The 21,750-nt window shown below is 35.8% G+C and carries 23 protein-coding genes and 1 pseudogene; 7 read left to right on the forward strand and 17 right to left on the reverse strand.

Annotated elements, in window-relative coordinates:
- Nucleotides 1-201 precede the first annotated feature (201 nt).
- The 10 genes from HMPREF9171_RS112005 to mutL all read right to left on the reverse strand — a co-directional run bounded on the left by HMPREF9171_RS112005 (nucleotide 202) and on the right by mutL (nucleotide 9,010).
- Complete coding sequence (locus tag HMPREF9171_RS112005) at nucleotides 202-519, reverse strand: DUF1292 domain-containing protein (RefSeq protein WP_000940932.1); 318 nt, start codon at nucleotides 517-519, stop codon at nucleotides 202-204.
- Nucleotides 520-544: 25 nt separating this feature from the next.
- Nucleotides 545-964, reverse strand: a complete 420-nt coding sequence (gene ruvX / locus HMPREF9171_RS112000; RefSeq protein ID WP_001222109.1) for a Holliday junction resolvase RuvX — start codon at nucleotides 962-964, stop codon at nucleotides 545-547.
- Nucleotides 964-1,230 carry an IreB family regulatory phosphoprotein gene (locus HMPREF9171_RS111995; RefSeq protein ID WP_000507056.1) on the reverse strand — a complete coding sequence of 89 codons (267 nt, stop codon included), beginning with the start codon at nucleotides 1,228-1,230 and terminating at the stop codon, nucleotides 964-966. Before HMPREF9171_RS111995 ends, ruvX begins: the two co-directional genes overlap by 1 nt.
- A 201-nt stretch (nucleotides 1,231-1,431) precedes the next feature.
- The gene (gene spx / locus HMPREF9171_RS111990) at nucleotides 1,432-1,830 is read right to left on the reverse strand and encodes a transcriptional regulator Spx (RefSeq protein WP_000591161.1); all 399 of its coding nucleotides are present in this window, start codon (nucleotides 1,828-1,830) and stop codon (nucleotides 1,432-1,434) included.
- A 215-nt stretch (nucleotides 1,831-2,045) separates the two neighbouring features.
- Nucleotides 2,046-3,185 (reverse strand): recombinase RecA, encoded by a 1,140-nt coding sequence (recA, locus tag HMPREF9171_RS111985; RefSeq protein ID WP_001085741.1) that lies wholly within the window; start codon nucleotides 3,183-3,185, stop codon nucleotides 2,046-2,048.
- Nucleotides 3,186-3,258: 73 nt separating this feature from the next.
- Nucleotides 3,259-4,518 carry a competence/damage-inducible protein A gene (locus HMPREF9171_RS111980; RefSeq protein WP_001200981.1) on the reverse strand — a complete coding sequence of 420 codons (1,260 nt, stop codon included), beginning with the start codon at nucleotides 4,516-4,518 and terminating at the stop codon, nucleotides 3,259-3,261.
- Between the two features lie 88 nt (nucleotides 4,519-4,606).
- The gene (locus HMPREF9171_RS111975; RefSeq protein WP_000817341.1) at nucleotides 4,607-5,158 is read right to left on the reverse strand and encodes a DNA-3-methyladenine glycosylase I; all 552 of its coding nucleotides are present in this window, start codon (nucleotides 5,156-5,158) and stop codon (nucleotides 4,607-4,609) included.
- A 22-nt stretch (nucleotides 5,159-5,180) separates the two neighbouring features.
- Complete coding sequence (gene ruvA, locus HMPREF9171_RS111970) at nucleotides 5,181-5,771, reverse strand: Holliday junction branch migration protein RuvA (RefSeq protein ID WP_000272490.1); 591 nt, start codon at nucleotides 5,769-5,771, stop codon at nucleotides 5,181-5,183.
- 1 nt (nucleotide 5,772) lies between these two features.
- Entirely contained in the window at nucleotides 5,773-7,005 is a 1,233-nt protein-coding gene (locus HMPREF9171_RS111965; protein WP_000657477.1) for an MFS transporter, read from the reverse strand.
- Nucleotides 7,006-7,036: 31 nt separating this feature from the next.
- On the reverse strand, nucleotides 7,037-9,010 hold the full coding sequence (gene mutL, locus HMPREF9171_RS111960) for a DNA mismatch repair endonuclease MutL (protein ID WP_000034615.1): 1,974 nt from the start codon (nucleotides 9,008-9,010) through the stop codon (nucleotides 7,037-7,039).
- 225 nt (nucleotides 9,011-9,235) lie between these two features.
- Here mutL and HMPREF9171_RS111955 point away from each other — a divergent pair, with 225 nt between their 5' ends.
- On the forward strand, nucleotides 9,236-9,439 hold the full coding sequence (locus HMPREF9171_RS111955) for a cold-shock protein (RefSeq protein WP_000191849.1): 204 nt from the start codon (nucleotides 9,236-9,238) through the stop codon (nucleotides 9,437-9,439).
- Between the two features lie 56 nt (nucleotides 9,440-9,495).
- On the opposite strand, the gene mutS is transcribed toward HMPREF9171_RS111955, so the two are convergent.
- Nucleotides 9,496-12,072, reverse strand: coding sequence for a DNA mismatch repair protein MutS (mutS, locus tag HMPREF9171_RS111950; protein WP_001118378.1), 2,577 nt, complete (start codon nucleotides 12,070-12,072; stop codon nucleotides 9,496-9,498).
- Nucleotides 12,073-12,128: 56 nt separating this feature from the next.
- Entirely contained in the window at nucleotides 12,129-12,566 is a 438-nt protein-coding gene (gene argR, locus HMPREF9171_RS111945; RefSeq protein WP_001033152.1) for an arginine repressor, read from the reverse strand.
- A gap of 221 nt (nucleotides 12,567-12,787) precedes the next feature.
- Here argR and argS point away from each other — a divergent pair, with 221 nt between their 5' ends.
- Complete coding sequence (argS, locus tag HMPREF9171_RS111940) at nucleotides 12,788-14,479, forward strand: arginine--tRNA ligase (protein WP_000379859.1); 1,692 nt, start codon at nucleotides 12,788-12,790, stop codon at nucleotides 14,477-14,479.
- A gap of 87 nt (nucleotides 14,480-14,566) precedes the next feature.
- The gene (locus HMPREF9171_RS111935; RefSeq protein WP_001138859.1) at nucleotides 14,567-14,875 is read left to right on the forward strand and encodes a bacteriocin immunity family protein; all 309 of its coding nucleotides are present in this window, start codon (nucleotides 14,567-14,569) and stop codon (nucleotides 14,873-14,875) included.
- A gap of 26 nt (nucleotides 14,876-14,901) precedes the next feature.
- Here the strand turns inward: HMPREF9171_RS111935 and HMPREF9171_RS111930 are convergent, their stop codons facing one another.
- The 4 genes from HMPREF9171_RS111930 to hisS all read right to left on the reverse strand — a co-directional run bounded on the left by HMPREF9171_RS111930 (nucleotide 14,902) and on the right by hisS (nucleotide 19,940).
- Complete coding sequence (locus HMPREF9171_RS111930) at nucleotides 14,902-15,774, reverse strand: YitT family protein (RefSeq protein ID WP_000915474.1); 873 nt, start codon at nucleotides 15,772-15,774, stop codon at nucleotides 14,902-14,904.
- A gap of 107 nt (nucleotides 15,775-15,881) precedes the next feature.
- Nucleotides 15,882-16,826, reverse strand: coding sequence for a YitT family protein (locus tag HMPREF9171_RS111925; RefSeq protein ID WP_000857770.1), 945 nt, complete (start codon nucleotides 16,824-16,826; stop codon nucleotides 15,882-15,884).
- Nucleotides 16,816-18,567 carry an aspartate--tRNA ligase gene (aspS, locus tag HMPREF9171_RS111920; protein WP_000830934.1) on the reverse strand — a complete coding sequence of 584 codons (1,752 nt, stop codon included), beginning with the start codon at nucleotides 18,565-18,567 and terminating at the stop codon, nucleotides 16,816-16,818. The genes HMPREF9171_RS111925 and aspS overlap by 11 nt, the downstream gene beginning before the upstream one ends.
- Nucleotides 18,568-18,659: 92 nt before the next feature.
- A complete protein-coding gene (gene hisS / locus HMPREF9171_RS111915) occupies nucleotides 18,660-19,940 on the reverse strand; it encodes a histidine--tRNA ligase (protein WP_000775905.1) in 1,281 nt (426 codons plus the stop codon).
- A gap of 219 nt (nucleotides 19,941-20,159) precedes the next feature.
- Here hisS and rpmF point away from each other — a divergent pair, with 219 nt between their 5' ends.
- A complete protein-coding gene (gene rpmF / locus HMPREF9171_RS111910; RefSeq protein WP_000290414.1) occupies nucleotides 20,160-20,342 on the forward strand; it encodes a 50S ribosomal protein L32 in 183 nt (60 codons plus the stop codon).
- Nucleotides 20,343-20,357: 15 nt separating this feature from the next.
- On the forward strand, nucleotides 20,358-20,507 hold the full coding sequence (gene rpmG, locus HMPREF9171_RS111905; RefSeq protein ID WP_001265622.1) for a 50S ribosomal protein L33: 150 nt from the start codon (nucleotides 20,358-20,360) through the stop codon (nucleotides 20,505-20,507).
- A 39-nt stretch (nucleotides 20,508-20,546) separates the two neighbouring features.
- Here rpmG and HMPREF9171_RS1000000114040 read toward each other — a convergent pair.
- A pseudogene (locus HMPREF9171_RS1000000114040) lies at nucleotides 20,547-20,771 on the reverse strand (FanG protein).
- 28 nt (nucleotides 20,772-20,799) lie between these two features.
- On the opposite strand from HMPREF9171_RS1000000114040, the gene HMPREF9171_RS111900 reads away from it, so the two are divergent.
- Complete coding sequence (locus HMPREF9171_RS111900; RefSeq protein WP_000615741.1) at nucleotides 20,800-21,414, forward strand: CadD family cadmium resistance transporter; 615 nt, start codon at nucleotides 20,800-20,802, stop codon at nucleotides 21,412-21,414.
- An 11-nt stretch (nucleotides 21,415-21,425) separates the two neighbouring features.
- On the forward strand, nucleotides 21,426-21,750 hold a 325-nt coding region (cadX, locus tag HMPREF9171_RS111895), incomplete at its 3' end, for a Cd(II)/Zn(II)-sensing metalloregulatory transcriptional regulator CadX (protein ID WP_000711090.1).

Consider the following 21,750-nt stretch of genomic DNA (forward strand, 5'->3'; position numbering starts at 1 on the left):
CTCAATTTAGCCAACACTTGACCGTAACGAATAATATCCCTAAAGTAGTGGTATTTTCTAGACATATATTGTTTGAGAAATTCTTGTTCTTCTAATGTTAGCTGAGTATCTGACATTAACATCACCTCCTTTTACTACATCATCACTATTATTATTCGAAAAAAAAAAAAACGACTGAACAATTGCTCAATCGCTTCAATATTATTCTTCATCTAGAAAGCTGTTGAAAACTTCCTCAATCATGTCCCATTCTGCATCTGAATCTTCTGGTATAGGCTGAAGGTCTCCTTCAGTTCCATCGGCATTTTCTGTAAATGAGTAAGCTTGAATCTCAATTTCACCTTGTTCGTCTTCTTCTGCACCTGCAGGAACGAGGAGAACATAGTTTTTGCCAAACTCTTCACGTCCATCAATAGTTAGTAGGATTTCAAAAAGTGTTTCGTTCCCATTCTCATCTACAAGAGTGATTACTTCATGTTGATGTTCATGGTTATGATCGTGGTTATGATTATGTGCCATTGTTTCTCCTTTTTATGCCGAATGCTTAAAACATGCGGTCTAAATAATTTTGTAAGATTAGTTGAGCTGCTAATTTATCGATAACTTTCTTACGCTTACCACGACTAATATCAGCTTGCTCAACTAGCATACGCTCTGCTTGAACAGTCGTTAGACGTTCATCTTGATATTCAACTGGAAGATTGAATAATTCAGTGATTTTATCTCCATATGCCTGACTAGCCTCTACACGAGGACCACTTGTATTATTCATATTTTTGGGTAGACCAACTACAAATTTATCAACTTTGTACTCTTTTACTAACTCTGCTAAGCGGTCAAAACCAAAATTTCCAGATTCTTCATCGATCTTAATGATTTCAAGACCTTGTGCAGTGAAACCGAGTGGATCACTAATTGCAACGCCGACAGTTTTCGAGCCGACGTCAAGTCCCATTATTCTCATTACAAATCTATTCCATTTCCTTGTAAATAATAACGAACGAGCTCTTCTACAATCTCATCACGTTCATATTTACGAATTTGATTGCGAGCATCATTGTAACGAGGTACATAAGCAGGGTCCCCACTCAATACGTAACCAACAATTTGATTGATGGGATTGTAACCTTTTTCTTCTAATGAACGATAAACAGCTGTTAATGTTTCACTAATTTCTACTTTGTTACTATCATCTAATCTAAAACGAACAGTTTCATCTGTAAATCCCATACCTACACCTTCTTTCCTTTAATTCTTTCACTTATTATAACTTAAATAAAGTATTTGTACAAGAAATTGATAAACACTATATTAGAAAATCAAAAAGGGAGCACAAGAAACCAAGAAGTGATTCTTTGATTTCTTTACTCCCTACCTTATAGGTGATTTTTACAGGTTATCGTGTGACTCTCACTTATGCTTATCTAAAGCTCAAAGTGCTGCACGAAGACGAGCTTCTGCATTTTCAACGTTACGAATAGAGCGAGGTAGAAAAGCACGAATATCATCTTCCTTATAACCTACTTGAAGACGTTTGTCATCAATTAGAATTGGACTCTTTAAAATACGTGGATTTTCTTGAATAAGATCAATAACTTCATTTACACTCAACTCCTCAATATTACAATTGAGCGCCTTAGCATAACGATTTTTAGAAGAAACGATACTTTCAATACCACTTTCAGTTTTTGTTAATATTTCTAAAATTTCATCACGTGTTAGTGATTCTTTACCTAGGTTTTGTTCTTTATATGGAAGTTGATGAGCATTTAGCCAAGTTTTTGCTTTTTTACAACTTGTGCAACTTGAAATAGTATAAATCTTAATCATGTGCCTTCTCACTTTCTATCCCATGATAGTTATAGTTTAACATAGTCACAAAAATCAAACATGGGACTTAAGACCTATTTTTTATCAATTTACTAATAAAAATAAATATATTTTAGGGATTTTTAAGCTTATTTTTAGTATAAAAATAAGTTCCAACCACTGTCAGAACTTATTTTAGTTACATTTATTCAAGTTCAAGATGTATAGTTGCTATTTTATTCCTCAATTTCAATAGCATTGTCCAAATCTAAAACAAGATCATCAGCTTCATTTTTTTCTTCAACGAGCTCAGACTGAACTGGCGAATCATCTTCAGTCATTCCAAAGTGCACGCGCACTTTATGGTCAATTTCATCAAAAATTGCTGGATTATCTGCTAAATATTTTTTGGCATTTTCAGAACCTTGTCCAATTTTCTCACCATTATATGAGTACCATGCACCTGCTTTTTGGATAATATCCAAATCACTAGCAATTTTAATTAACTCACCCGTGCGAGAAATACCTTCACCATACATAATTTCGACAAAAGCTTCACGGAATGGTGGAGCAACTTTATTTTTAACAACTTTGATTTTTGTCTCTTTACCAACATTATGATCTTTATGCTCACCAGTTCCCTTGATTTGAGTATTACCACGAACATCTAGACGAACCGATGAATAAAATTTCAAAGCACGACCACCAGGTGTTGTTTCAGGGTTACCAAACATAACGCCTACTTTTTCCCTTAGCTGGTTGATAAAAATTGCGATTGTCTTTGTCTTGTTAATGGATGCTGACAATTTACGCATTGCTTGACTCATCATACGAGCTTGCAAACCAACGTGGCTGTCACCAATATCACCATCAATCTCAGCACGAGGAACAAGGGCTGCAACTGAATCGACAACAACTAAATCAACTGCGCCTGAATCAATCAATTTACCTGCAATTTCAAGACCTTGCTCACCTGAGTCAGGTTGAGACAAGAGTAACTCATCAATATTAACTCCAAGAGCCGCAGCATAGGCTGGGTCAAGAGCGTGCTCAGCATCAATAAAGGCAGCAATCCCACCTTCCTTTTGGGCTTGAGCTACGGCATGAAGGGCAACCGTTGTTTTACCAGATGACTCTGGTCCATAAATTTCGACGATACGTCCTTTAGGATATCCACCTGCTCCTAAAGCGATATCTAAAGCAAGAGAACCTGAACTCATTACTTGAACCTTTTGTTCAGCTCGCTCACCTAAGCGCATCACTGCGCCCTTACCAAAATCTTTTTCAATATTTTTCAAAGCATCATCTAAGGCTTTTCGACGTTCATCACCGAATTTCTTAGTAATTTCTTCTGCTTTTTTCGTTTTTTTAGCCAATGTCTTCTCCTTATATTTCTATGAATCTAGGTTGATTCAAATTTAGAAATCGTTCTACTAATTATAACAAATATTATATCTTTAATAAAGCCCTACGCACCAAGTCAAAAGCATGTAAAGTACTGATATGACGGACATCTGAGCGGCTCTTTCCTCCAATCGATACTTTAATAGAAGAAACGCCTTCAGGGGTTGCAATCCCAATAAAAACTGTACCTGCAGGGTATCCTTCCAACTCATCAGGACCAGCAACTCCCGTTAAACCGATACCAAAATCTGCTTTTAAAAGTTGGCGAGCTTGCTGAGCCATTGCCTCAGCTGTAAAATGACTGACAACTCCATATTCTTGCAATTTTTTCTTAGGGATGCCGAGAAGTTGTGATTTTGCTTCCATACTATAGGTCGTAAAACCACCATTAAAAACTTGCGAAGCACCAGAAAATTCTGCTAACTGAGATTGAAATAACCCTGCTGTTAAGCTCTCTGCGGCAGTAATCGTTTTATTTTGTACTTTCAATAATTCTAAAACAGTACGTGCCATACTATTATTATCACCATAACCATATAATAAATCTTTTAATTTACGGTTATCTAATGTCTTAAGAGCAAGTATTTCTTTTTCTAAGCTATCTAATTTAAAGTCGGCCTCATCCTGATTTTCAGCTTTCGTTGATAACCTTAAAGTTACCTCACCAACCTTTGCATATGGTGCTATAGTTGGATCTGTCTGATTCTTAATTATGTCTTCTAAGATTGTGACTAACTGACTCTCACCAATACCAAAGAATCTCAATACACGTGAATATAATTTTGTGCCATTATTTGACAAAATAGGTACCGCCTGCTCCATAACCATTGGCTTTAATTCACTAGGCGGACCTGGTAAAACCATATATTGGACTCCCTTAGATGTAACGATACCACCAACAGCTAGACCAGTAAGGTTTTGTAGAGGTATTGAGCCTTCAACCAATTGAGCTTGTCGTTCATTATTTGGTGTTCTAGCAAACTGAGGACGACTTGCAAAAAAACGATCCAATTTTTGACTAGCTAATAAATCCACTGTTAATGATTTACCTAAAAATTTAGCCAAAGTTTGTTTCGTTAAATCATCCTCTGTAGGTCCAAGTCCACCACATAGGATAACCATTTGACTGCGCTGACTAGCTATATCTAAAAGCGATAATAAACGTTCCTCATTATCTCCTACAGCTGTCTGGAAATAAATATCAATTCCCAATTCTGCCATTTTCTCCGACAAAAATTGTGCGTTTGTATTAACGATCTGTCCTGTTAAAATTTCTGTTCCTACAGCGATAATTTCAGCCCTCACAACTTCACCCTCTTATCTATTCGAAATAATGACTACATTTTAGCAAAAAAAGTAGCAAAAGTGCTACTTAAAACATATCACATTGATATTACTTGAAATCACATATATTTTCATGGTCATTAACCATACCTGCGGCCTGAATAAAAGAATAGAGGCAAGTTGGACCAACAAATTTAAAACCGCGTTTTTTTAAATCCTTAGATAAGCGTTCGGATAAGGTAGTACTTGCAGGCACATCGTTGTAATTGTTAACTGAGTTAACCTGTACTTTATTATCTACAAAAGACCAAATGTAGCGATCAAAACTTCCGAATTCTTTCTGAATTAATATAATTGACCTAGCATTTTGTCGTGTTGAGAAAAGTTTTAGACGATGACGAATAACCCTAGGATTTTGTAAGATTATCTCTAAATCCGCATCTGACATTGCAGCTACCTTTTCAATATTATAGTGATGAAAAACTTGTCTGAACTCCTGGCGTTTATTTAATACTGTTTCCCAAGATAAACCCGATTGATAAGTTTCTAAACATAGTAACTCAAAGAGTACATGATCGTCATGAACAGCTCTCCCCCACTCTTTATCATGGTAAGCTACATATAATGGATTATCTAAATTCACCCAAGAACATCGTTTCATGTGAAACCTCATTACTTCTAAATTATTTCATCAACATCTTCAAACTAGATTTGATGTATTGCTCCACAGTCTCGTTCGTACCTTCAAAAAAGGCTTTTACTTTTTTCAATTCAGTCGCCTTATACCCCAACGCTAACAAAGCTTCCATAGCTTCTTCAAGATTGCTATTCTGCTCAGAGCTAACCTTACGACTAGTCGCACTCTCACCAGAAGCTTCTACAAACTTCCCTGACAAATCAAGGATCATCTGTTGTGCTGTTTTTTTTCCTATCTTTGGAAATTTAGTCAAATACTTAATATCACTATTATCAATGGCACTTACGAGACCTTCATTGTCATCGACTGCAATAATTGCTAAAGCGGTCGTTGGACCAATTCCTGATACTGAAATTAAATTAAGAAAAATTTCTTTTTCATTTTCCGTATGAAAACCAAATAAAAGATGTGCATCATCGCGAATGACTTGATGTAAGTAGATGGTAACTTCTTGATTAACGTAACCTGAAAAAGAGTAGGGATTTGCCACATATATCACGTATCCCAATCCAGCTGTTTCCACAACAATAAATTTAGCTGTTATTTTACTCAATTTTCCTTTAATATAATCGTACATTCTATTTTCCTATCTCAATATTTTTCATTTTGGTAGCATATAAGATTAAAACCAGACCTGCTAACATAAAAATGGTCAATGTTATTTGAACACCTATTTTTCCTGTAAAATAGCTGAGCGAAACCATGGCACCTGCTAATACACTTGCAACAGGTTGTGCGATAGCTAAAAATCCAGAATATAATCCAATTTTTCCCTCCACCATCATCTCCGCCCTTAGAACCTGACTAGCTGGAACATAAATCATTTCGCCAAAGGTGAAAAACGTCATGGCAATCAAAATAGCTCCAAAAGTGTTTAGAGAAATATTAAAAAGCATTCCAAAACCACAAATCAAGCTCCCTAATATTAGTTGACGTTTCAAAGGCCAATTCTCTATGAATTTATTTATAGTTGTCATTAGTAAGACAATTAATAGAGTGTTTGTAAAGACTGCTAAACTAAGCATTTTAGCACCTGTGATTGTATGTCCTAAAACGGACACTACTTCAAAATTTTGCTTAAGATTGACCGAGAAATAATTATCAACCTGGAGCCAGACAACACTTGAACCAATTGCTCCTAAAGTATAAACAACAAACGCTTTATCCACTAAAACCTGACTATAATTTTTAAAAGTTCCTAAAACTCCCTTATCATGCTTGAAGGTTCCCTCCTGTGGTTTTGTCTCATCAAACTTGAAGTAAACCACGAAACAACAAATCGCTGAAATAATAAGAAGAACTATTAATAATTCAAAAAAATGGTGATCATAGAAAATCCCAGCAATCCCAGAACCTAGCATTACAGCGATGTTAACCAACCAATAACCTATAGTGTAAACAAAGCGACGATTCTGTTCGTTCGTCAAATCAATGGTCATAGCTTCATAGGCAGGAAAATAAAATTGGTGAGCTATTTCAATGATAAGGATACCTACAAAGGTCAAGTGTGGCGTAATATGATTTGGAACATTTGCAGCTATAGTTATAGCCCAACCAATGGTTGCCAGCAGTGAACCTATAATCACAACTTTTTTCCTCCCCATAGCATCTGACAAATGGCCTCCATATAAGGTCGCTACAAACCCTGATAGTTGAGTTATGATGATCAAAATTCCTGTAACTAGATTTCCAAAATATTGAACATAATACATTGCCATAAAAGGAAAAATAGCTGAACCAACCGTAATGGAAATAAAACGCAATAATTCTCTTAACTGTAGCTGTTTTGGCAAAGCAAAAAACTCTTTCACTTTTTCTCCCTTCTTCCCTAACAAGTAATTATCAATATTTTCCTAAATCCCTGAGGCTTGTATGATTTTCTTGGATTCGTTTAAACATTTTCTCCATATCAGCTTTTGTAAAATTAACTAAAACAGGTCTTCCATGAGGGCAATTATAAGGATTTTTGCATTGCGCTAACTGATCTAATAAATGACGTGCTGAGTAATCGTCTAGCGTATGGTTTGCTTTAATAGATCGCTTGCAAGACATCATAATAGCCAACTCTGCGCGATATTTTTTCACTGATACTTCATTAGTGAGCAACAACATATCACACATTTCATAAACGCCAGACTCTACCTCTTCTTCTTTCATCCAAATTGGATGTTCCCTTAAAATGAAAGTATTATTACCATACGGTTCCAAGAAAATACCAACATCTTGTAATAATGACATTTTTTCTTGTAATTGAAGAAAATCTGAACTTGAAAATTCAAATAGAAATGGTACTAACAATTGTTGAAGACTATTATCAACCTCACCTATCTTTTCACGGTAATACTCGTATTTTACACGCTCTTGAGCTGCATGTTGATCAATAATATACAACCCACCATTCCCTTGAGCAAATAAGTAGGTCCCATGCATTTGACCAAAAAATTCGAGCTCTGGAAAAGTCGAACTTTCTTCCGAATCTAATTTTTCAACAAGTTTGTTAAGTGACTGTTTACTACTAAGGTAGTCCTGAGAATGAATGAAGTTCTCACTATCAGCTTGATCTCTACTAGCATACTTTATATTAGGAGACTGCGTTGCTCCTTGATTAACAGAGTTTTTTACATCATTGTCAACTGAACCGTCACTTTTGTCAAGGTTTGTAAAGTTAGCAATAGGTTCAGATACAGTATCTGCATCTATAAAAAAGTCATTTTTAGTCCTATCGTAATACAAACCAGACTGTTTTAGTGAGAAGCTTGTTTGTATAGGCTTATCTACACTTCGGGTACTAGTTTTCGCTAAATTCTCTAAAGCATCCGGAATCAAATCATATTGTTTCAGACTCTCAGAAATTGCTGAGCTTATTAAACTCATTAATTCTCGTTCCTTAGAAATTCTCACCTCTTGCTTAGTCGGATGAACGTTGACATCTGCTAGATAAGGATCTATCTGAATATCAATGACAGCAATTGGAAATCTTCCAACCATCAACTTTGAACCATAACCATCTAGAATTGAGCGGTTTAAAAGAAAATTTTTAATGTAACGACCGTTAATTAATAGGGTAATATAGTTTCGGTTAGCTCGTGTCAATTCAGGCAAACTTACATAACCCGAAATTTCAAAATCTAAATCTGCATTTGAAATCTCAATCATTTTTTTTGCAGTATTTAAACCATAAATACCTGCAATCGCCTGTCTCAAATCGCCAGTCCCACTAGTTTTAGTCATTTCTTTACCATCATTTATCAGTGTAAAAGCAACTTCCGGATGCGCTAGACTGAGTCTATTAACAATATCAATAATATGAGCTAGTTCAGACTGTAAACTCTTCATGTATTTCAATCTGGCAGGCGTATTAAAGAATAAATTTTCAACTAAAATTTTTGTTCCACGAGGACTTGAAACAACTTCCTGTTTTTCAATGTTTCCCCCTTTAGCAACAAGTAACGTCCCTTGTTTCCCTTGCTCTGTAGCTGTTTTTATTGTCATTAAACTAATCGAAGCGATTGATGGTAGAGCTTCACCACGAAAACCTAAGGTCCGAATACGAAAAAGGTCACTCTGGCTTTTGATTTTGGATGTAGCGTGACGTCGTAAACTGAGAACGGCATCCTCACTAGTCATCCCTTCACCGTTATCCGTTATTTGAATCTTTTTAAGACCAGATTCTTCAACCTCTATGGTAATTTGGCTACTTCCTGCATCTATGGCATTTTCAACTAATTCTTTAACGACGCTACTAGGCCTTTCAACAACCTCACCAGCAGCAATCTGGTTAGCTAATATATCCGGTAATTCAATAATTTTAGACAAGTTCATCCCTCCTTTTTTTATGATTTTTTGTAACTTTTTTTGTGATATCTTAGCCATTATACCATATTCAAAATATTAATTTGACAATAACACAATTTTTAGTTGACATCACTCCTATTACCTGTTAGACTTAGGGAGCGTAATAAGTTTTGAAGTTGTATTTTTGTTTAACATTTTTACCTTTTTTATTTTTTACAGTAACATTTTTAGAAAGGTAATAAACAAATGACACAAGGTACAGTGAAATGGTTTAACTCAGAAAAAGGTTTTGGCTTTATTTCTAGCGAAACTGGAACAGACGTCTTCGCTCATTTTTCAGAGATTAAAGTTGATGGCTTCAAAACTCTTGAAGAAGGACAAAAAGTAACATTTGATATTCAAGATGGTCAACGTGGACCACAAGCAACAAATATCAATCTTGTTAAATAATTAAAAAAGAGCCTAAATGAATTATTTAGTCTCTTTTTTGTTGCCTAAAGGCTATTTTATAATAATTTCTTTAAATCAAATATAGCATTCATAGCTTGCATTGGAGTTAGATTCATTATATCTATCGCTTCTAACTCCTCAATAACCCTACCTGCATTTGAATGTTCTTCAAAAAGCGATAATTGTCCTTGTTGCTTCCCAGGATCTAGTTCCTCATTTAAGTCAGCAGTAACAGCTTCTTGGGGGGCTGATACGATCAACTGTACTGCATCAGCTTCCAACTGTGATAAAATATCAGTTGCCCTATCCAATAAGTCAATTGGTAAACCAGCTATTTTTGCGACGTGTATCCCATAAGACTTGTCCGCAGGTCCAGGTTCAATTTTATGTAAGAAGGTAACTTCTCCATCTCTCTCTAAAGTAGCCACGTGTACATTGACAAGCCTTGTCAATTGTTCAGATAAATCTGTCAACTCATGGTAATGAGTTGCAAACATTGTTTTTGCCCTAACACGGTCATGAATATATTCTATAATCGATTGAGCTAATGCCATACCATCATAAGTGGCTGTCCCTCGACCTAATTCATCAAAAAGAATCAAAGATTTATCACTGGCTCGTTTTACAGCTTGATTCGCTTCCATCATTTCTACCATAAAGGTTGATTGCCCAGAAATTAAGTCATCAGCAGCACCAATCCTAGTAAATATTGCATCAAATACAGGCAAATCAACTTCGTCTGCCGATACAAAACCTCCCATTTGTGCCATAATAACTGTCAAAGCTAACTGGCGCATATAGGTCGACTTACCACTCATATTTGGTCCTGTAATCAACTGGATATCTGTCTGACTATCAAAATAGATACTATTGGGAATATATTCTTGCACTCCCATCACTTTTTCAACGGTTGCATGACGCCCATTCTTAATCTTAATCTGATGTTCATCATTAAATTTGGGACGAACATAGTGATGATTTTCTGCAACTACTGCCAAACTCTGTAGAACATCAACGGTTGCAATAGTCTTTGCTAACTCTTGAAGACGTTTAATATAAGATTCTACTTGAGCACGAACACGCATAAAAATATCATATTCTAAATTTGAAGATTGCTCGCGAGCTTCGAGCATTTCACCTTCAATTTTGGCTAGTTCTGCTGTTCCATAGCGTTCAGAATTTTTTAATGTCGCTTTACGGAAAAAATGCTCCGGTACTAGTGATAAATTGGAACTGGTCACATGGAAGTAATAGCCGTCTTTTTTATTATAATCAATTTTAAGGGTACCGATACCACTTGCTGCTCTTTCCTTAGCTTCAATATCAGCAATCCAACCTGTACCTTCACGCATCACTGTTCGATAATTATCCAATTGCTTATCAAATCCAGACTTGATAATGTTTCCCTCAGTGATAGTAGCCTGTGCTTCTGGGGCTATCGCCGTATTAATTAAACTTTCTAATTCAGGCATAGTGTCAATTTTGTTGACAATGATGTCAAGCTCAGGTTGATTGAAGGACTGTAAAATCATTTTAATTCGAGGAATTTGTGATAAGGTCTGTCCGAGTTGCAATAGATCTTTAGGGTTGGCTTTTCCGAAAGATACTCGACTTGCTAGGCGTTCAATATCATATACACCCTTTAAACTTTCTGTGAGATCGTTTCTCTCAAAAAAATAATCAAGAAACACTTGAATAATATCTTGACGTTCCTTGATTCGATTCATACTTACCAAAGGCCTGTCAATCCAAGTTCTCAGCATTCGAGTTCCCATCGCTGTTTTAGTCTCATCTAACAACCAGTAAAGACTTCCATGCTTCTTGCTTGTTCTAGCATTCTCCAGTAAATCTAGACTATTTTTCGTTGCATATGACATTTGTAAATAGTCCTTTATTTCATAATGAACGACTTTCTGTAAATGACTAAGTTCACGCTTTTGTGTTCTATGCACATATTGTAAAAGTTTTTCCGCAGCAGATATTTCCAAATCAGTTAACTGCTCATCAATCAAATGAATATCATTAAGTCGTTCGTCTTCGTATGATAAAAGCAAGTTCATCTGCTTCGTCAGTAGGTGATTTTTTTCGTCCGTCAATTGATATCCTACTACAATCTCACGAGCTTTTAAATTTAGTATTTCACTACGGACGGACTCAAAATCTGTTAAAAGGGTTGCCTGAAACTCTCCAGTTGAGACATCCATATATGCTAGACCAAATGTTTGTTGATCTTGCGAATCAATCGCTACTAAGAAATTATTAGCACTATCCGGCTTCGTTGACTCCACAACCGTTCCTGGGGTAACAACTTGCACTACCTCACGCTTGACCACTCCCACAGCTTTTTTAGGATCTTCCATCTGCTCAGCAATGGCTACTTTGTAACCTAATTCAACTAAAACGTCAATATACTGTTGAGCTGAGTGATAGGGAACTCCTGCCATTGGGATTGGCTTTTCTGCGTTCTTATTTCGACTAGTCAAGCTAATTTCCAGGATTTGTGCTGCTTTTACCGCATCATCATAAAATAATTCATAAAAATCACCCATTCTAAAAAGCAAAAAAGCATCTGGATAATTCTCTTTTATATCCAGATACTGTTGCATTCCCGGTGATATCGTTGGCTTGGCCATTTCTCACTCCTAACTAACGGGGCTGGCTGCCATGCTCAGCTCCTCAATCATTATATTTATAAACCTACTGATAGTTCTTTTTCAAAAACTTTGGCAATATCTTCATTTTGACAAATCACCAACAAGGTGTCTGCTCCTGCCATTGTTCCTAAAATCTCTGGCAGCCCTTTCTCATCAATAAAGTTTGCTAAAACGCTAGCCTCCCCTAAATTAGTATTTAAAACTAACATAAAACTTGCTCGCGATACTTTCAAAATATATGAGCGTAAGGCTGGGCTAAATCGATTTGAAGTAGCTGTTGATAAACTATAATATAGCTTACCTTCTGGGCTACGTAATTTTAAAAGACCAATCTCACGCAAGTCTCTTGACAGAGTCGCTTGTGTGACATCGATTCCTTCATTTTTTAAATGTAATTTAATTTCTTCTTGTGTGCCAATCTGCCCTGATTGGATTAAACGTTTAATACGTTTTTGGCGTTCTATTTTATTCATGTTATTCAATCCTTTTTAGTTAGAATTATGCTTACCAAATTATATCAAAAAAAATTGTCTTTTTCACTTAGTAGTGATATCGTAATCATTCTGTAAAAAAGCTATAAAGTAGGCTAGTTCTTTACAGAATGCATTATGAATTTAATCAACAAGTTCTCGTCTATTTTTCATAATTATGTTAAAATAGGGTGACTATATTACTAATTAAAATAGGAGATACCATGGATACAAAACATCTAATTGCGAGTGAAATTCAAAAAGTTGTTCCAGATATGGAACAATCGGCCATTCTTTCTTTATTAGAAACCCCAAAAAATTCGAGCATGGGAGATTTAGCTTTCCCAGCATTCTCTTTGGCTAAAATTCTACGCAAAGCACCTCAAATAATTGCTAGTGACATTGCTGAACAAATTAAAAGCGACCAATTTGAAAAGGTGGAAGCTGTTGGACCTTACGTTAACTTTTTCCTTGATAAAGCCGCAATCTCAAGTCAAGTTTTAAAACAAGTCTTATCTGATGGTTCTGCCTATGCTACTCAAAATATTGGTGAAGGACGAAATGTTGCCATTGACATGTCTAGTCCAAACATTGCTAAGCCATTCTCAATTGGACACCTTCGTTCAACAGTTATTGGTGATAGTTTAGCTAATATTTTTGATAAAATTGGCTATCATCCTGTTAAAATTAATCACCTTGGCGACTGGGGTAAACAATTTGGAATGTTAATCGTTGCCTATAAAAAATGGGGCAATGAAGAGGCTGTCCGTGCTCATCCCATTGATGAACTTTTAAAACTTTATGTCCGTATTAATGCTGAAGCCGAGACAGACCCTAGCGTTGACGAAGAGGCACGTGAGTGGTTTCGTAAACTTGAAGCTAACGATCCTGAAGCAACTGAATTATGGCAATGGTTCCGTGACGAGTCATTATTAGAATTCAACCGTCTTTACGATAAAATGAATGTTACATTTGATAGCTATAACGGCGAGGCATTCTACAACGACAAAATGGATGAAGTGCTTGAACTGCTAGAATCTAAAAACCTCCTGGTCGAATCTAAAGGTGCACAAGTTGTTAACCTAGAAAAATACGGTATTGAACATCCTGCTCTCATTAAGAAATCCGATGGAGCAACTCTCTACATTACACGCGACTTAGCTGCTGCACTTTACCGTAAACGTACCTACGATTTTGCAAAATCAATCTACGTTGTAGGAAACGAACAGTCTGCACACTTTAAACAACTAAAAGCTGTTCTTAAAGAAATGGACTACGATTGGTCCGATGATATGACTCATGTTCCTTTTGGCCTTGTAACAAAAGGAGGAGCAAAATTATCAACTCGTAAAGGAAATGTAATTCTACTTGAACCTACTGTTGCAGAAGCTATTAATCGTGCGGCATCTCAGATTGAAGCTAAAAACCCTAACCTAGCAGATAAAGATAAAGTTGCTCAAGCAGTTGGTGTAGGTGCTATTAAATTTTACGATTTGAAAACTGATCGTACAAATGGTTATGACTTTGACTTAGAAGCAATGGTATCATTTGAAGGTGAAACTGGTCCATATGTACAATATGCACATGCTCGTATTCAATCAATCTTACGTAAAGCTAACTTTAACCCATCTAATAGCGATAATTACAGTCTCAACGATGTTGAAAGCTGGGAAATCATCAAACTCATCCAAGATTTTCCTCGTATTATTGTACGTGCGGCAGATAATTTTGAGCCCTCTATTATTGCAAAATTCGCTATCAATTTAGCTCAGTGCTTCAATAAATATTACGCCCACACACGTATTTTAGATGAAGACGCTGAAATCAGTAGTCGTCTAGCACTTTGCTATGCAACTGCTACAGTATTAAAAGAATCTCTTCGCCTCCTAGGAGTTGATGCTCCGAATGAAATGTAAGAAATGACACTACTAAGACTGTCAAATTTATGACAGTCTTAATTTTTTATATTATAATAATAGCACAATAAGTTACAGGAGAATGCCATGCCATCAGAAAAAGAAATATTAGATGCTCTTAGTAAAGTTTATAGCGAAGAAGTAATACAAGCAGATGATTATTTTCGTCAAGCTATTTTCGAGCTTGCTAGTCAACTTGAAAAAGAGGGGATGAACTCACTCCTAGCTACAAAAATTGACTCACTTATCAATCAATACGTCTTAACACATCAATTTGATGCTCCTAAAAGCATATTTGATCTTAGTCGCTTGGTAAAAACAAAAGCTAGCCATTACAAGGGAACTGCTATCTCAGCTATTATGCTTGGTAGTTTCTTAAGTGGAGGACCAAAATAAAAATACAGGCCAGACAGCCTGTATTTTTATTTATCGTAATTTCTTCGTCGAATTTTAAAATCTGAGCTAATAACTTCATCTACATTTATAACAGAAATAAAAGCATCTGGGTCTAAATCAGCCATGATTTCTTTCACATCACGCACTTCACTTGGGTTAAGAGCTACGTACAAGACATCATGCTCTCTACCTGAGTAGGCACCTTGGCCCCGTAAAAAAGTTACACCCCTATTAATTTCATGCAAAATGGTTGCTGCTGCAGATTCTGATTCTTTGGTAATAATGATCATTCCACGAACAGTGTAGCCTCCGTTTTCGACATTTGTTAACACTTGACTAAATACAAAGCTAGCTACTAACGTATATAGCATCTGTTGTAAATTAATATAAACAAGTGAAGACGTTAGAACTATAGCATCAATAAACAATAAGGTTTGCCCTAATTTTATTCCAGATTTTTCCTCTACAATACGACCAATAATATCTGCACCACCTGTAGTTGCACCATATCTAAATACTAAACCACTACCAGTTCCTGCTAAAATTCCAGCAGCTACTGCAACTAACATCATATCGTTTTTCAAAGGGACTGTTACAGGGATTTGTTGCCAAAACCACATGAAAAAAGACATTAACACTGTACCATATATAGTTAACAATAAGGATTTTTTCCCTAAAATCCTAGCCCCTAATATAAATAACGGGATATTAAGGAGAAGTGATGAAAGTGCTGGATTAACTCCGAAAAGTGCATGGATAATCAAAGTGACACCGGAAATACCTCCTTCAGCCAAATGATTAGCCATATTAAATTTGACAAAGCCGAAAGTATAGAGAGCCACACCAAAGGCAATTAAAATAGCTTCTTTTATCTTTGTTTTTAAATCCAGTTTCAACATAGGCTTAATCCTTCCTTATTCAAAAAAGCTAAAATTGTTTAAACAACTTAGCTTAATAACATCATAATGTTTCCTTAGTGGCGGTTGACCAAAAGTCATATATACAGTTAATCATCATCAACGAATCGTCCAATAATATGAACATTTTCTGCAACGGAAACAAAGGCTTTTGGATCTGCTTTTAGCATTAAATATTTAAAATCACTAAATTCTTCACGTGTTAATATAGTTATTAAAACTGCTTTTTTCTCATGATTATAAGTACCTTCAGCATCATTGATACAGGTTACACCACGATGTAAATCACGATGGATACGTTTAATGACGCAATCAGGCTTACTGGTAACAATCATCGCTTGCATCTTTTTTTGCTTTGTAAAAATGGCATCTGTAACTCTACTTGATACAAAAATGGTCACCATCGAGTACAAAGCGTACTTCCAACCAAATAAAAGACCTGCAAATAATAAAATAATACCATTAATAATAAAAGAAATACTACCTACATCTCTGCCTGTTTTCTTTCTAATTGTCAAACTGATAATATCTGTTCCCCCACTAGAAATTCTAGACTTAAAGCTAAAACCAACACCAGCTCCCATAATTAAACCACCAAAGATAGCATTGATTAAGGGATCAGTTGTAAGGGTGATTTGAGGCATTAGTTGAATGAAGATAGAGCTTACAGTTACTGTGATAAACGTAAAAATAGTAAATTTATGTCCAATCTTACGCCAAGATAATATCAGCAAAGGGATATTAATGGCATAAAAAGCTAAAGCAACTGGTATTTCAAAAGAAAACCAGTGTTTACTGACAGCTGAAATAACCTGAGCTAAACCAGTTGCTCCACTTGAATAAACATGTCCAGGTTGAAAAAAGAAATTGACAGCAACACTGGATAGAATACCATACAGTAATGAAGCCGAAATTTTCTCTGCATATTTTTCTCGTGAGATACTTTTTAAAGTGTGTAAGAGACCAAATTTTTTAGCCCATACACTGATAATATATTTTACCTTTTTTTCTAAAGGGGTTCGTCTAGTTTTCATAACTTTCTACAGTAAGTGATAATTCTTCTAATTGTTGTTCTGAAACGAGACTAGGAGCTTGAGTCATTGGATCACTAGCCTTATTGTTTTTAGGGAATGCAATAACTTCTCGAATATTGTCCTTGCCTGCTAACAACATAACAAAGCGGTCAAGGCCTATTGCCAATCCACCATGTGGTGGGAAGCCGTAATCCATAGCTTCAAGTAAGAAACCAAACTGTTCCTGAGCTGATTCAGCGCTAAATCCTAAAGCCTTGAACATACGCTCTTGTGTATCTTTTTGGTTGATACGTAGGCTACCACCGCCTAACTCATATCCATTCAAAACAATATCATAGGCAACTGCACGTACTTTAGCCAAATCCCCTTCCAACTCATGCACTGTCTCCGCTGTTGGCAAGGTGAATGGATGATGAGCCGACATATATCGTCCCTCTTCTTCTGACCACTCAAACATTGGCCAATCAACAACCCATAGGAAATTAAATTTAGAATAATCAATGAGTTCAAGTTCTTTTGCAATGCGTGTACGAAGCGCTCCTAAAGTCTCGTTAGCTACTTCAAGACTATCTGCTACAAATAGAATTAAGTCATTATTCTCTAGCTGCAAAGCTTCTGTCAACCTACCTTCAATAGCTGTCAAGAACTTAGCAACCGGACCTGAAATAGTATTATCTACATATTTTAGCCATGCTAAACCTTTGGCACCGTATTGTTTTGCAATTTCTGTTAATTTATCAATATTTTTTCGAGAGTACTTGTCCGCCTTATCTTTGACAACAATCGCTTTAACTACTGAAGCTTCTGAGAACACCTTGAAGTCAACTTCTTTTACAATTTCTGTCAAGTCTTGTAAAAGCATATCAAACCTTGTATCAGGCTTATCAGACCCGTAGTTATTCATTGCATCATCATATGCCATCCTTGGGAATGGTAAAGAAACCTCTAAACCTTTAGTGTCTTTCATTACTTTAGCAATCATACCCTCAACAATGTCTTGAATTTCTTGATCACTAAGGAATGATGTCTCTAAGTCAACTTGTGTAAACTCAGGTTGACGATCTCCACGTAAATCCTCATCACGGAAACATTTGACAATTTGATAATAACGATCAAATCCTGCATTCATCAATAGCTGTTTTGTAATTTGAGGGCTTTGTGGAAGGGCATAAAAATGTCCTTGGTTGACACGTGATGGAACCAAATAGTCTCGTGCCCCCTCTGGAGTTGATTTTGTTAGCATCGGAGTTTCGACATCAATAAACTCTAAGTTGTCAAGGTAATTACGGATTGAGTGTGTTACTTTCGCACGTAATTTGAAATTTTCAAGCATTTCCGGACGACGAAGATCCAAGTAACGGTAACGCATGCGTGTATCATCATTTGCCTCAATACCATCTTTAATTTCAAATGGTGTTGTTTTCGAGGTATTAAGAACCGATAATTCTTGCACTTTTAATTCAACTTCTCCTGTTGGTAAATTATCATTAGCTTGTTCTCGTGCTGTCACTACACCGCTAACCTCTATAACAAATTCACTACGGAGACTTTCTGCGGTTGCCATAACTGAGGCTGATACTTCTTCAGGATTAATAACTAATTGCATGATTCCCTCGCGATCGCGAAGATCAATAAAAATAAGACCTCCAAGGTCACGACGACGACCAACCCATCCTTTTAAAGTAATCGATGTTCCTATGTGCTCACTACGAACACGCCCAGCATACATACTACGTTTCATCTATTTTCTCCATTTAAAATATTCATTCCAACCTATTATAACAAAAAGCACCTAAAAACCCCACCCATTAAGGAGAGTTTTTAGGAACTGTTTTACAATCCTAATTGTTTAAGCACAGATGAAAAATCTGTTTTAATGTTTTCAAAACTAACTTTAACTTCTTGACGTGTTTGATTATTTTTTAAACTGACCTCTTTCGAATCTACTTCACTGCTACCTAATGTCATAATCACTTTAGCATTAAAAGTATCTGCAGACTTAAATTGTGCTTTGATTTTACGACCCAAATAATCACGCTCTACTTTAAAACCTTGATGACGTATTGATTGTGCCAAATCTAAGGCAGCTAGATTAGCCTCTGTTCCTAATACAGCTATATACAGATCTATAGTATTTTCTATTGGTAAAGAAATCCCTTGCTTATCTAATATTAAGAGCAAGCGTTCTAATCCTAATCCAAAACCAAATGCTGGTGTTTCTGGTCCACCAAAGTAGGATACTAGGCCGTCATAACGGCCTCCGGCACAGATCGTTAATTCATTATCTTCAATCTCAGTGATAAACTCAAAAATAGTATGGTTATAATAATCAAGACCACGAACCATATTAGTATCAATGATGTATGGAATATTTAGAGCATCAAGCATATGACACACGGCATCAAAGTGGGCTTGGCTTGACTCATCTAAATAATCTAAAATAGAAGGAGCATTTTCAACTGCTAGTTTGTCTTCTGGCTCCTTAGAGTCTAGTACGCGCAATGGATTTTCATTCAAACGACGTTGACTATCCTTAGACAATTGTTCACGTATGGGTGTTAAGTAATCAATAAGAGCTTGGCGATAGGCTTGACGACTTTCTGGACTCCCTAAACTATTAAGATGAAGTTTAACGTTTTTGATACCTAAATCTTCAAATAGATGATGTCCCATTGCGATTGTTTCAACATCAGTTGCTGGATTATTTGATCCAAAGCACTCAACGCCTACTTGATGAAATTCTCGTAAACGACCAGCCTGTGGGCGCTCATATCGGAACATTGATCCAATATAATACATTTTGGTTGGTTTTTGAACTTCTGGTGCAAATAGTTTATTTTCAACATAAGAACGTACAACAGGTGCTGTTCCTTCTGGACGAAGCGTAATGTGACGATCTCCTTTATCATGAAAATCATACATCTCTTTTGTAACGATATCCGTTGTATCCCCAACTGAGCGACTAATAACCTCGTAATGTTCAAACATTGGTGTACGAATTTCATCATAATGATATTGTTTAAAGAGATTGCGTATAACATTTTCAACGTATTGCCACTTTGCTGATTCTCCAGGTAAGATATCCTGAGTCCCTTTTGGTTTTTGAAGTTTCATAAGTTTACCTCTTCGATTAGTTTTCTCTTTAAACATTCTACCATTTTTTCTTATATTTTAAACAAGCATATATCATTTACTTTAGTTTGATAGTATTTTCACCATGAAATTGTAAAAATAAAAAGTTTTGTCAAGTAACTTTACTTTACAAAAAAGATATGTTATCATAGTGAAGTTGATGAAAATCAAAACTTACACATCGAAAGGAAGAATAAGAAAATGGCAGTACCTGCACGTCACACTTCAAAAGCGAAGAAAAACAAACGTCGTACACACTACAAATTGACAGCTCCATCTGTACAATTCGACGAAACTACTGGAGATTACTCACGTTCACACCGTGTATCACTCAAAGGATACTACAAAGGACGTAAAATCGCTAAAGCTAACGAAGCTAAATAATAGAAGGGAGATACTATGCGCGTAAATATTACACTTGAACATAAAGAATCTGGTGAACGCTTGTACCTTACTTCAAAAAACAAACGTAACACTCCAGACCGTCTTCAATTGAAAAAATACTCACCAAAACTTCGTAAACACGTTGTTTTCACTGAGGTTAAGTAAGGGGTTCACTACACGTCATTAGACGTCAAAACGTTGATTTTAAGCGATTTTTGAATTTTTGAAATTCATTACATTACAATATAAATCAATAAGAACTCTACCTTTTACTCTACCTTTTTTAGATGAATATATCATTTGGATATTGAAGTTAAGCCCTGTCATCATTTGGATGGCAGGGCTTTTTTATATTTGGTACACTAACTTCTTATCTATATTTTGGTGGAGCTGAAATTGACATCTACAAAGTTTAATGTTAAAATTCATTCAAAAATATATTTGAATGAGGGGTTTTATGATTCAAAATGTTGTTACTTCAATAATCCTGTATTCTGGGACAGCCGTAGACTTACTTATTATCCTAATGTTATTTTTTGCCAAAAGAAAAAGCAGAAAAGACATCATTAACATCTATTTAGGACAATTTCTAGGTTCTGTTAGTCTAATATTGCTAAGTTTGCTTTTTGCATTTGTCTTAGATTATATTCCTAGTAAAGAGATTTTAGGTTTGCTCGGTTTGATTCCAATTTTCCTAGGCCTCAAAGTTTTGCTTTTAGGAGATTCTGATGGAGAAGCTATTGCCAAAGAAGGTTTGAGCAAAGATAATAAAAACCTGATTTTTCTAGTCGCTATGATTACTTTTGCAAGTTGTGGTGCTGACAATATTGGTGTCTTTGTCCCATATTTTACTACCTTAAATTTAGCGAATTTGATAGTGACTTTACTGACCTTTCTAGTCATGATTTATCTCTTGGTTTTTTCTGCCCAAAAATTGGCACAAGTCCCTTCTGTTGGAGAAACTTTGGAAAAATATAGCAGATGGTTTATTGCCGTTGTTTATTTAGGATTGGGGATATATATCCTGATTGAAAACAACAGTTTTGACATGCTATGGACTGTGTTAGGCTAGGAGAAAATATTTTGAAAAAAGATAGTATCTGCCAAGTGAATGTTATAAATCAACAAAATGTTACAACCGCAACGAACTACCTTGAAAAGGAAAAAGTCCAAAAATCACTTCGCATTTTATCAAAGTTTACCGATAATAAACAGATAAATATCATCTTTTATCTCCTTGCTGTTGAAGAACTCTGTGTCTGCGATATAGCCTGTTTACTAAATCTCAGTATGGCATCTGCCTCCCACCATCTTCGTAAACTAGCCAATCAAAACATCTTGGACACTAGAAGAGAGGGGAAAATTATATATTATTTTATAAAAGATGAGGAAATCAGAGATTTTTTTA

The organism is Streptococcus agalactiae ATCC 13813, assembly GCF_000186445.1.
GTDB classification, from domain to species: Bacteria; Bacillota; Bacilli; order Lactobacillales; family Streptococcaceae; genus Streptococcus; species Streptococcus agalactiae.